Source organism: Pirellulales bacterium (assembly GCA_036499395.1).
Taxonomy (GTDB): Bacteria; Planctomycetota; Planctomycetia; order Pirellulales; family JACPPG01; genus JACPPG01.
Map to the genome: position 1 here is coordinate 1 of DASYDW010000045.1, position 11,228 is coordinate 11,228.

General features: G+C 60.5%; 9 protein-coding genes. 8 read left to right on the forward strand and 1 reads right to left on the reverse strand.

The annotated features are described in order from the left end of the window. Nucleotides 1-102 precede the first annotated feature (102 nt). Complete coding sequence (locus tag VGN12_07305; protein ID HEY4309243.1) at nucleotides 103-1,404, forward strand: alkyl sulfatase dimerization domain-containing protein; 1,302 nt, start codon at nucleotides 103-105, stop codon at nucleotides 1,402-1,404. Between the two features lie 45 nt (nucleotides 1,405-1,449). Continuing rightward, nucleotides 1,450-2,568 (forward strand): hypothetical protein, encoded by a 1,119-nt coding sequence (locus VGN12_07310; GenBank protein ID HEY4309244.1) that lies wholly within the window; start codon nucleotides 1,450-1,452, stop codon nucleotides 2,566-2,568. A gap of 20 nt (nucleotides 2,569-2,588) precedes the next feature. Here the strand turns inward: VGN12_07310 and aat are convergent, their stop codons facing one another. Continuing rightward, the gene (aat, locus tag VGN12_07315) at nucleotides 2,589-3,266 is read right to left on the reverse strand and encodes a leucyl/phenylalanyl-tRNA--protein transferase (protein ID HEY4309245.1); all 678 of its coding nucleotides are present in this window, start codon (nucleotides 3,264-3,266) and stop codon (nucleotides 2,589-2,591) included. Between the two features lie 179 nt (nucleotides 3,267-3,445). Here aat and VGN12_07320 point away from each other — a divergent pair, with 179 nt between their 5' ends. The 6 genes from VGN12_07320 (at nucleotide 3,446) to VGN12_07345 (ending at nucleotide 10,677) form a co-directional block, all read left to right on the forward strand. After that, nucleotides 3,446-4,642, forward strand: coding sequence for a trypsin-like peptidase domain-containing protein (locus tag VGN12_07320; protein ID HEY4309246.1), 1,197 nt, complete (start codon nucleotides 3,446-3,448; stop codon nucleotides 4,640-4,642). Nucleotides 4,643-5,073: 431 nt separating this feature from the next. After that, nucleotides 5,074-6,909, forward strand: coding sequence for a DNA primase (gene dnaG, locus VGN12_07325; protein ID HEY4309247.1), 1,836 nt, complete (start codon nucleotides 5,074-5,076; stop codon nucleotides 6,907-6,909). A 118-nt stretch (nucleotides 6,910-7,027) separates the two neighbouring features. Further along, nucleotides 7,028-8,722, forward strand: a complete 1,695-nt coding sequence (rpoD, locus tag VGN12_07330; protein ID HEY4309248.1) for an RNA polymerase sigma factor RpoD — start codon at nucleotides 7,028-7,030, stop codon at nucleotides 8,720-8,722. An 88-nt stretch (nucleotides 8,723-8,810) separates the two neighbouring features. Further along, a complete protein-coding gene (locus VGN12_07335) occupies nucleotides 8,811-9,539 on the forward strand; it encodes a phospholipase (protein ID HEY4309249.1) in 729 nt (242 codons plus the stop codon). A 257-nt stretch (nucleotides 9,540-9,796) separates the two neighbouring features. Beyond that, nucleotides 9,797-10,279 carry a transcription elongation factor GreA gene (gene greA, locus VGN12_07340; GenBank protein ID HEY4309250.1) on the forward strand — a complete coding sequence of 161 codons (483 nt, stop codon included), beginning with the start codon at nucleotides 9,797-9,799 and terminating at the stop codon, nucleotides 10,277-10,279. 38 nt (nucleotides 10,280-10,317) lie between these two features. Next, nucleotides 10,318-10,677 carry a cupin domain-containing protein gene (locus VGN12_07345; GenBank protein HEY4309251.1) on the forward strand — a complete coding sequence of 120 codons (360 nt, stop codon included), beginning with the start codon at nucleotides 10,318-10,320 and terminating at the stop codon, nucleotides 10,675-10,677. Nucleotides 10,678-11,228: the final 551 nt, after the last annotated feature.

An 11,228-nucleotide genomic window follows, 5' to 3' on the forward strand; every position in this document is an offset into this window, starting at 1 on the left:
GCGGGAAGCCTTGGCTTCCCGCCGCGCCGCAAGGACGTCGCTGGTTCAACGACAACTACAAAGGCATTCTTGCCCTTTTCGATTGGCATGAACAGCAGGTGCATGATGAATCGCCGTCGGACCATTGCGTGGGTCCTTTTCGCTACCATTTTGACCGTTCCAGCGGCGACGAGCCGCGGCCAATTCGAAGGCGTATTGGGGGCCGGCAGCCGCCCGGTCGAGAAGGTTCACGAGAAAATCTACCTCGCCTCGGGCTTTGGCAACACGTTCCTGGTGCTGACCGACGACGGGAACGTGATTATCGACACGTCGCTTCCCGACATGGCCAAGCGGCATCGTCAGATCCTTAGCGAGGTCAGCAAGGCGCCGACGCGTTACCTGATCTTCACGCACGCCCACGAGGATCACACCAGCGGCGCCGCGCTGTGGAAGGAAGCCGACACGCAGGTCGTTGCGCAGCGGCAGTTTGTCGAGATGCGGCAATACCAGGATCGGTTCGCCGAGTTTTTTGCCCGGCGTAACGCGGCACAGTTCGGCTTCGACGAACAGCGGGCTCGCGAGGCGATGCGAAATCGGCCGGTGCGAGTCGAACCGACGATCCTGTTCGACGAGGAATATGAGTTCGACCTGGGGGGCACCAAGTTCCAACTCTTTCACACGCCGGGCGAAACCTACGATCATCTGACGGTCTGGCTGCCGCAGTACAAGGCGGCGTTTGTCGGCGACAACTTCTACGCCTCGTTTCCGAATATTTACACCCTGCGCGGCACACGGCCGCGGTGGGCGTTGGATTACGTCGATTCGCTGAACAAGGTGCTGGCACTGAAGCCCGAGATATTGTTACCCAGCCACGGCACGCCGATTGTCGGTGCAGAAAAGGTGGCCGCGGCGCTGACCCGCTATCGGGACGCAATTCAATACGTTCACGATGCTACGGTGAAAGGGATGAACAATGGCAAGGACGTCCATACGCTGATGCGGGAAATCAATTTGCCGGCCGATCTGGACGTGGGGGACGCTTACGGGAAAGTCTCGTGGAGCGTGCGCGGCATATATGAAGGGTACGTGGGCTGGTTCGACGGTGACGCGGCCTCGATGTATGCCGAGGCGCCGCAGGAAGCCGATGTCGAATTGGTGCGTATGGCCGGCGGAGCCGAATCGGTCGCCAAGCGTGCTCGCGAACTGGTCGAGCAAGGCAAGCACGTGCAGGCCCTGCGACTGGCGGGCACGGCGCTCGCCGCCGAGCCGGGCAATTCCTCAGCTGCGCAGGCTCGCGCCGCGGCGCTCAAGGCATTGTTGGCCAAGTGCCGCAACTCGAACGAGCGGGGCTGGCTGGCCAACGGCCTGCGACGCGTCGAGAAATCGGCCGCCCCGCCGGCCGGTGCGACTTCGGGCGGACGCTAGGCGGCGTTCGCCACACTTCGAGTCGCATCAACAAAGGGGCTTACCATGGCGATCGCCCGCAACCGGGGACCGTGGACCTATCGAGCGCTGGTGTGGGGCTTCACGGTTGCTCTGGGGCTGCTGTGCTTTTGGCTCATTGGATTCGCCTTAAAGGACGTCGGTGACTGGCCGGGCCCTGACTACGGCGAGCTCGAGCGGAGAATGCTCGATCCGCAGCTTCTCACGGAATCCGATCAACTTACGGATCAGATCGGCGATATGGCGCGTGATATCGAACGTGACAAGAGCCGCCAGCAAGTCTTGCAGAATAGCACGCAAGAAGCGCAACGGACGATGGGCCAGTTACTCGACTTTCAGCGACTGGCCATCGAGAAAGGGGTCAATCCTACGGCTGAGGAGCAAAAGGCGCTGGCCGATAGCCAGCAAATTTTTCTCGACAATCAGCGCCGCTACCAAGAGCTGAACCAGCAAATCGCGACGGCCGAGAATGCGCGTGACGATCTGTTGAACAAGAAGCGCGGCACGGAGCAGCAGCTCAACGACGCACGGCGACCGGTCCAGGCCGAATTCGATCGTTTGATGGAGCATCACCGCTGGCGGATTGCCGCGGCGAAGCTGGCTGTGATCTTACCGCTGTTGGTCATTGCGCTGTGGTTGTTCTTCCGCTGGCGGTCTAGTGCCTATGCCCCTTTGAGCTACGCGTTCGGCTCGGCAGTCGTCCTGCAACTGGGCATCGTGATGAACGATTATTTTCCCAAGCGCTATTTTAAGTACATCCTGATCGGCGCTGCGCTGGTCGTGGTGCTGCGAGCACTGGTCTATTTGCTGCGATTAGTCGCACACCCCAAGGGGGATTGGCTGGTCGGACAGTACCGCGAGGCCTACGAACGATTTCTCTGCCCGGTTTGCGAGTATCCGATTCGTCGCGGGCCGCTGAAGTATTTATTCTGGACGCGGCGGACAGCCAAGAAGCTGCCGCAACAGGTGACGACCTCGGGCGCGGAAGAGCCGTACACCTGTCCGATGTGCGCCACACGACTGTTTGCCGAGTGCCCTGCCTGCCATGGCCAGCGGCACACCCTGCTGCCCGCCTGCGAACACTGTGGTGCAACGCGAACGTTCGACGAAATTGCGAGTGACGTGCCTGCGCCACTACGGTCGTAAATCGCGATCCGCACTACGAGTCACCATTTGGCGGGCGCGTTCAACGCTGGCGAGAGCCGTTTGAGAAATTCTTCGCGCGGAATGGTGCTGGCGCCAAAACGCTGGGTATGTGGCGTCAGTTGTTGTATGTCGAGCAGTTGAAAGCCGCGCTCGCGAAGATGTTCAATCAGCGCCACGAGTGCCACCTTCGACGCATCGGGCACGCGGTAGAACATCGATTCGGCTGCAAAGTAGCCGGCCAGTGCCAGACCGTAGACGCCACCGGCCAATTGGCCATCGTGCCAGGCTTCGACGCTGTGGGCGTGCCCCAATTCGTGCAGGCGGATGTAGCCATCCTGCATGGCCGGAGTGAGCCAGGTACCGTCGACCCGTTTTTGTGCCGTGGCACATCCGGTAATCACGCCGCGGAAGTCTTGGTCGATCTTCACTTCGAAACGGCCGCTACGGAATGTGCGCAATAAGCGCCGCGACGGGCAAAAGTTGGTGAATTCAATCACGGCGCGAGGATCGGGGGACCACCAGGCGAGCAATCCGTCGGAAAGTGGCCACGGAAAGATGCCGTGCTGATACGCGTCGAGCAACCAGTCAGTCGATAGCTCGCCGCCGATGCCGACCAGGCCTGCGGCATCCGCGCTCGCGGCCGGCGGAAAGTAGCGCGGCGCGACCGAGGCAGCCGTGCGATGAAAGCCTGCGACCATGTGCCACTACACGGTCTGGAGTGATGATGATTTTCCTGTCTTCACTCTAGCAGGGCACGCGCGGTGCAACAAGCAATTCGTATGCTCGCCCGCTCGTTCACTATTCCGACGATGTGCAACAACTATAATCACGAGGGCAGCCGATTGATTCGCGACCACTCTTAGAGAGCCGTGCTGCGATGCAGGAATACGACTTCACACGCCCTCCACCTCCGCCGTTGTCACCCTATCGGTCGACGCGGCGACCGCTGGCGCTGTTCTACTTGCTGGCGATGCTGGTGATCGTGGCCGCGCTACCGTACCTGGTCGAGCACGTCCAATACGCCTCGACGCGCGGCAAGCTGCGGGCTCGCGCTGATACGGCGAGCGAAGAGTTGGCAAAGCTCAAGGACAAAGCCGGATTGGTGTCGCTCGTCGACACGTCGCGCGTCTTCAACCTAGTGGCGAAAAAAATCGAGCCCTGTGTCGTACACATCGACGTCGAGCAACTACCCGGCAGCAATCCCGACGAGATCGTGTTTCGCATGCCGGGCGGCCGGCAAGTGATGCAAGGGCAAGGCTCGGGCTTTATCGCAGACGCGGCAGGCCACATCGTCACGAATCGACACGTTGTCGAAAATGCAACCGCGATTCGCGTCCGACTGGCCGATGGTCGCACGATCGAGTCCGTGTCGCTAGTGGGGGACGACGAGTTAACTGATCTAGCAGTTTTGAAAATCGATGCCCCGGATCTATCGGTCGCCACCTGGGGCAATAGCGACGAACTGGACGTAGGAGATTGGGTGCTGGCCGTCGGCAATCCTTACGGCCTGGACCGAACCGTAACCTGTGGCATCGTCAGCGCGACGCAGCGACGCAAGATCGCCCAAACAAGCAGCTACCAGGATTTTCTGCAGACCGACGCCGCGGTGAATCCGGGCAACAGCGGCGGACCGCTGGTGAATATGTTCGGCGACGTGGTCGGCGTAACGACCGCCATCGTCGGGCGATCGTACCAGGGAATCAGCTTCGCGATTCCGAGCGAGATCGCCCGCCGCAGCTTCGAGCAAATCATCAAGAACGGCCGCGTCGAGCGCGGATATCTGGGGGTTGGCTTTCAAGAGCTGACTCCCCAGTTGATCAAGCGTCTCGGCTTGGCCACGGACCACGGGGCGCTGGTGAACCGCATCGAGCAAGGTTCGCCGGCCGACTCGGCGGGCATCCAGGAGGGGGACGTCATCCTGGAATGGAATGGTCGCGAGGTCGTCGATCCCACCGATTTAGCGCTGGCTGTGGCGGGCACTGAGATCGGCTCGAAAGCGACGTTGGTCGTTTGGCGAAATGGCGAACGACAAACGATCGAAGTCACGGTGGGACGCCGGAGGCATGGCAAATGATCATTATCGTCATTCGTGCGCTGGCGAAAATCTGTACCGCGGTCGTTACGCAACGCTCGGCCGGCAATGCAGTCGCGTCGCTTGATAGCATGCCACGAATCGCCGCTGTTTTGCCCGCGAGACGGGCGAAGCAAGCGGTATTTGGCAAGCGATTTTTTCGGCTTGAATCGTGCGCATGCCAGCACTTCAGTCTTAGCTTGACCCCTATTTTTGACAGGGCTATAATCCGCCCGCTTTTGACCCAAGCAGAGTGAGTTCGATCTTTTTTCGACGACAGCTCTTGACCCACACGTAGCTGTCGTTTTCGTGTTTTGCAGCTTGTTGCGTCCCGCGCTTCTTGACCTCGAGCGTTAGGCGACAGCCGTCAGGCTTTGTCGCTCTGAGCGCACGCGCGTAACGGATTGTCATTCCTGTTTGCCGCGGAGTTGCCGGTGTCTTCCGGATCCTCGTTCGAGACCAAGGAGCAGATCAAGCGGGCGATTAATATCGTCGACTTGCTGGGCGATTATCTGCAACTGCGTCGCGAAGGGCGCGGCTACAAGGCGCTCTGCCCCTGGCATGATGATTCGCGCCCCAGCCTGCAGGTGAATCCCGAGCGGCAGTCGTGGAAGTGTTGGGTGTGCGATATCGGCGGTGACATCTTCAGCTTCATCATGAAGCAAGAAGGGATCACTTTCCCCGAGGCATTGGCCCTGCTGGCCGAACGCGCCGGGATCCCCTTGGTGCGCACCCCCGGCGCAGCCCGGGCGATGGACGACAAGAAACTGCTCCACCAGGCGATGGCCTGGGCCGAAGAGCAATATCATCAATATCTGCTGCAAGCACCGGGCGCCGCTCCGGCGAGAAAATACCTAGCCGAGCGTGGGCTATCGGACGAGAGCGTGCGGCAGTTCCATCTCGGCTTTGCCCCCTATGAATGGGAATGGATCGTCTCTGAAGCCCGCGGCACCCGATTCACGCCGCAGATCCTGGAAACGGTCGACCTGATTCGCAAGCGTGCCAATGGCCCGGGGAGCTACGACACGTTCCGCGGCCGGGTGCTGTTCTCGATACGCGACACCCAGGGGCGTCCTGTCGGCTTCGGCGGCCGGGTGATTCCGGTAGCAGGGGAAGCGACCCCCGCGGCCAAGTATCTGAACTCGCGCGAGACGCCGCTGTTCTCTAAGAGCAGCCTGCTCTACGGCCTGGACTTTGCCCGCGACGCGATCGTGAAGCAAAAGACGGCCATCGTGACCGAGGGGTACACCGATTGCCTGATGGCCCAGCAGTTTGGCATTACGAACGCCGTAGCGGCCCTGGGAACGGCCTTCGGCGAGCGGCACATGCAATTGCTGCGTCGCTATGCGGACCGCATTGTGCTCGTCCTCGACGGTGACAAGGCTGGACGCGATCGAACCAACCAATTGCTCGAGCTTTTCATCGCCGAGCCGATCGACCTGCGCGTGCTGACGCTGCCGGACAATCTCGACCCGTGCGATTTCCTGCTGGCACGTGGCCGTGAAGAATTCGAGTCCCTGTTGGACGGGGCGGCGGATGCCCTGGAGCACCGGTTCCGAACCGCTACCGGGGGGCTAACTGCCGAGAGTGGCGTTCACGATGCCAATCGCGCTTTGGAAGAAGTTCTGGCGACCTTGGCCAAGGCGCCACGACTGGCCGCAGCGGCGGCCGGCGCCGCGCGTCTGAAAGAGGAACAGATTCTCAATCGGCTGGCCACGAAGTTCGGCCTTTCCGAAGAGCGTGTGCGGGCCCGCCTCACCTCGCTGCGGCAAACGACGCGTCCGCGGGAGCAATCGTCCGTGAATTCTGCGGCGGCTGCACCGCTGCCAGCGCTCGACCCTTGGGAACGGGAATTGCTGGAGTTGGCCATCGTCGCGCCGGAGCTGGTAGCAAGAATGCGCGAAGAAATTTCGGCAGAACAGTTGACTTCGCCGTCGGCCCGCGCGATTCTGACATGCAGCTACGAGTGGGATGGCGCGAGCCCATCTTTATTCGACCATCTACTTGTAGAGTTTGATGAGCCCGAGCTGAAAAGTCTGCTGGTCGATCTCGACGAGCGCGGGCGTGCGAAGGGGGGAACAGAGGCAACTGCGAAGTTCGAGCAGTTGCTTGCAACGCATCGAAATCGGGCAACTCAAGTTGAACAGCGCAGAGGAATGTCTGCGCTGGCGGCGAAGCGTGTAGACGAAAACGCAGAGATGGAAATTCTGCGACAGATTTTTGAGCGTGAGCGTAGTCGACAAGGTATTTCCGTGCCCACGGATGGGTAGAGGATGCCCTGTTGATTGATCGAGTTCGTCCGGAGCAGGCATGACCCTTGCTTGCCTTCGACGAAGGCGATCATAATCGTTGTCCGAGACGCGCGAGTGACGCGCGGGAGGATACCAGGTGGACCACTCAGATATCGACCTCGAAGAATTGGTGGCGCTGGGCAAGGCGCAGGGCTATTTGACCTACGATCAGGTCAACGAGTACCTGCCCGACGAGGCCGTCAATCCCGATAAGTTGGACAGCTTGCTGGTCGCGTTGGACGACCTGGGCGTATCTCTTTACAACGAGCCGCCCGAGGTTGACGTAGTCGAACCCAGCGAATCGCCCATGAACGGCGTCGCCGAGGTTTCGTTGCGTTTCGAAGAGGAAGCGCCCCCCAAGGAGCCGGTGGCTCGGGTGCTGACGCTGGATGATAGTTCGCGCTGGAACGAAGATCCGGTGCGGATGTATCTGACGCAGATGGCCGAGATCCCGCTGCTCTCCCGCGATCAGGAGATCTCGCTGGCCAAGAAAATCGAAGTGACCCGCAAGCGCTTCCGCCGCACGGTGCTGGCCTGTGACTATGCCATGCAGGCGACGATCAACACCTTGGCTAGCGTTCACGACGGCAGTCTGCCCTTTGATCGCACGATCAAGGTCTCGCTCACTGAGCGTTTGACCAAAGAGCAGATCATGGCCCGCATGCCGCACAATCTGAAGACGCTGGACCATTTGCTCGAGGAGAACCGTCGCGATTTCCGCATCGTGATCAGCCGCAAGGCGACTCGCGAAGAACGAATCGCGGCCCGCCGCCGCTTTCTGTCGCGCCGCCACAAGGCGCTGACCTTGGTGGAGGAATTGAGCCTGCGGACTCGCCGCGTGCAGCCGCTGCTGGGCCAACTGGCCGAGATCGCCCGTCGCATGACCGAGCTGCAGACGCGGATCGGTCGCATCGACGCTGCCGGCGCCGTGGGCGCTGCTAAGGACGAACGGGCAAACCTCCGCAAGGAGCTGCGCGATCTGATGCTGATCACGCTGGAAAGCCCGGCCAGCCTGCGGAAGCGCTGCGAGTTGATGCGTCAGCAGTTCCGCGATTACGAGAACGCCAAACGCGAGTTGTCGGGCGGAAACCTGCGGCTGGTCGTGTCGATCGCCAAGAAGTATCGCAACCGCGGTCTCAGCTTCCTGGACCTGATCCAGGAGGGGAACACCGGACTGATGCGGGCCGTCGACAAGTACGAGTATCGCCGCGGCTACAAGTTCTCGACCTACGCCACCTGGTGGATTCGCCAGGCCATCACCCGGGCCATCGCGGACCAGGCCCGCACGATCCGTATTCCGGTTCACATGATCGACGTCTTGAGCCGGCTGCGTAACGTGTCCAAGCGGCTGGTGCAGGAATTGGGGCGCGAGCCGACGACCGAGGAAACGGCCCGCGCGGCGGATATCAGCGTCGAGGAAACTCGCCGCGTGCTGAATATCGGCCGGCACCCGATTAGCCTGGACCGCCCGGTGGGCGAGAGCGAAGATAGCTCGTTCGGGGAGTTCATTGAGGATAATGCCTCGCAAAGCCCGCTCACCACGGCCGCCCAGAGCATGTTGCGAGACCGGATCGAGAATCTGCTGAAGACGCTGACCTATCGCGAGCGGGAGATCATCCGGCTGCGATATGGACTTGGCGACGGTTACACCTATACTTTGGAAGAGGTGGGCCGGATCTTCAAAGTGACGAGAGAACGCGTGCGACAAATCGAAGCCAAAGCGGTCCGCAAGCTTCAGCACCCAGTGCGGAGCAAACAGCTCGAGGGATTCCTCGAAGGGATCGCAAGTTGATTCGGATAGCCAACCGCTGGCCGAAAGGCCAGCGGTTTTTTCATTTATGAATCAAGCAAATCTAAAAAGGGACGGAGAACAACGGCCTATGCCCGCGACGACGAACGTGCTGCGCGATCTACATCGGATACACCAGCAACTAGGCGACCTGCGCGATCGCCTGGAGCGCGGTCCGAAGCAGATCAAGGCACGCGAGGCGAACGTCACGCGACTCGAGGCCGAATTGACGCAGACCAAGGCCAACGTCAAGGCGGCCCGTGTCACGGCCGATCAGAAGCAGTTGATGCTCAAGACTGGCGAAGGAAAGATCGCCGACCTGAAGACAAAGTTGAACCAGGCCAGTAGCAATCGCGAGTACCAGGCGCTGCGCGATCAAATCGCGGCCGACGAGATGGCCAACAGTGTGCTGGCCGACGAGATCCTGGAAGCCCTGGAGAAGATCGACGAGATCGGCGGCAGCGTCGTCGAGGCCGAGCAAAAGGTCGCGAAGAGCAAAGAAGAGCTGACCAAAATCCGTCAGCAAGTAGCCGAGCAGCATGATAACCTGGTCGGCGATGTGCGCCGGCTGGAAGGAGAGCTCAAAGAGGCCGAAGGAGCGCTGCCGGAGGATTTCCGCGACGCCTACATCCGTATCACCAAGAGCAAGGGCTCGGACGCCATGGCCCAGGTCGAGAACGGTTGCTGCACCGGTTGCTACCAGCAGATCACGCAGAACATGCACAACAATCTGCTAATGCAGCGGATTGTCTTCTGCCAGGGCTCGTGCGGCCGTTTGCTGTACTTGCCCGAGGACCGCACGCCGGGAGCCGTTTCGTAGCCGTCATCGGCGCCCTTTGGCATTCGTCGGCAACGATCCGCCTTCGCGGCCCGTCGTGGCTGCCCTGTGCGATCGCTTTGCCGGCCTTAGGCGATCAACAGGGCGAAGCCGCTGGTTGTCGGGGCGTCAGCTTTACCATTGACCGTATTTCGCGCGGGAAATGGCACTTTACACAGCCGTTTCAGCCCGACAGAATATTATCGTTGTGCGGCCTCCGATCGGGGGCCGCATTTTTTTCGCGGCGGGAGTGAACAGACATGTCCGATATTATCCCCATGAGCCGGTCCGGCTACGACAAGCTGAAGGCCGAACTGGATCACATGGATGGCGTCGAGATGCCCAAGATTGCGCAGCGGATCGCCGCGGCCCGCAGCGAAGGGGATTTGAGCGAAAACGCCGAGTATCACGGTGCCCGCGAATCGCAGGCGATGATGCAGGCCAAAATCAACCTGCTGCGCGACAAGCTCAGCCGATCGAGAATCGTCGATGTGGCGACCTTGCCGAAGGATGAAGTCGTCTTCGGTTCGACCGTGATCGTGAAAGACCTCGATTTCGGCGACAACGAAGAGTTCACCTTAGTTGGCGCCGGCGACGAGGATTACGACAACGGCAAGATCCAAATCACGAGCCCGCTGGCTCAAGGGCTGGTCGGCCACAAGGTCGGGGATAAAGTCGAGATCCAGGTCCCCAGCGGCATGATGAAGTTCCAGATCCTGGAAATTCGTTCCAGCCTGGAATAGTTGCCCATCCCTCCACAGTTTTCGCCCGTCGGTGGTGCATGGGCAAGATCAGCCTTTCGCAAAAGCTGGCCCAATTCACGGATCATTGGAATCCGCGGATCATTGCCGAGTTGAATGGGCAACACGTCAAGCTGGTCAAGCTGCTGGGCGAGTTCGTCTGGCATCATCACGACGACGAGGACGAGTTGTTCCTGGTCGTGAAGGGCCGCTTCCGCATGGAATTCCGCGATCATGTCGAATGGGTCGAGGAAGGGGAGCTATTGGTCGTTCCCCGCGGCGTCGAGCACCGCCCCGTCGCCGATAGCGAAGCCCACGTGCTACTCTTCGAGCCCGCGTCGACCCTGAACACCGGCAACGTCGACGGCGACCGAACGCTGCGCGATTTGAAACGCCTGTGAAAAGCGCCGATGAGCAGTGAGTGGTGAAGGCGCTTTCGATCAGCGATTAGCAGCGGGGGCAAACACACTAGCCCGCAGCGCCAGCGATGGTTCTTTGTCGGTCATGGGTCGCGAATGCAAATGGTAGGGTGCGGCTGTGACGCACCAGGATTTGTTTATCCGCAGATTGCGCCGATTTTCGCGGATTAGAAGGCAGGGAGCAGAAGAATGGTGTGTCTCGGACACACCCTACGAGAAGCGACGAAATTCGTCTCTGTGGCCTCGGTGAACTCTGTGGCGGGAATCTTCTGGCCCGGAAGGGAACGAGTGGGCCGCTGACAGTCGGCTGGGGCCGTTTTAGAAACGGAGAATGCGGAATGCAAACTCGATGAAGAAGAGCGCGCGGAAAGGCCACGGGAATATGAAAAAGAATTTGGGCGCTGCCGCCGTGGGTCGGGTTGAGCTTCCGGAAAGTCCTTTGAGGGGTTAGAGGAATGAAGTTTTGGAGTCGCCTGACCCACGGCAGCTTGATCTGCGCCTCGGGATGATTTTGGAGCTCGCCGCTCGCCGAC

Excerpts from the sequence above, each read along its gene's own strand:
- VGN12_07305 (HEY4309243.1), top strand. The coding sequence starts at position 103 with ATGATGAATCGCCGTCGGACCATTGCGTGGGTCCTTTTCGCTACCATT.
- VGN12_07310 (HEY4309244.1), top strand. The coding sequence starts at position 1,450 with ATGGCGATCGCCCGCAACCGGGGACCGTGGACCTATCGAGCGCTGGTG.
- aat (HEY4309245.1), bottom strand. The coding sequence starts at position 3,266 with ATGGTCGCAGGCTTTCATCGCACGGCTGCCTCGGTCGCGCCGCGCTAC.
- VGN12_07320 (HEY4309246.1), top strand. The coding sequence starts at position 3,446 with ATGCAGGAATACGACTTCACACGCCCTCCACCTCCGCCGTTGTCACCC.
- VGN12_07335 (HEY4309249.1), top strand. The coding sequence starts at position 8,811 with ATGCCCGCGACGACGAACGTGCTGCGCGATCTACATCGGATACACCAG.
- greA (HEY4309250.1), top strand. The coding sequence starts at position 9,797 with ATGTCCGATATTATCCCCATGAGCCGGTCCGGCTACGACAAGCTGAAG.
- VGN12_07345 (HEY4309251.1), top strand. The coding sequence starts at position 10,318 with ATGGGCAAGATCAGCCTTTCGCAAAAGCTGGCCCAATTCACGGATCAT.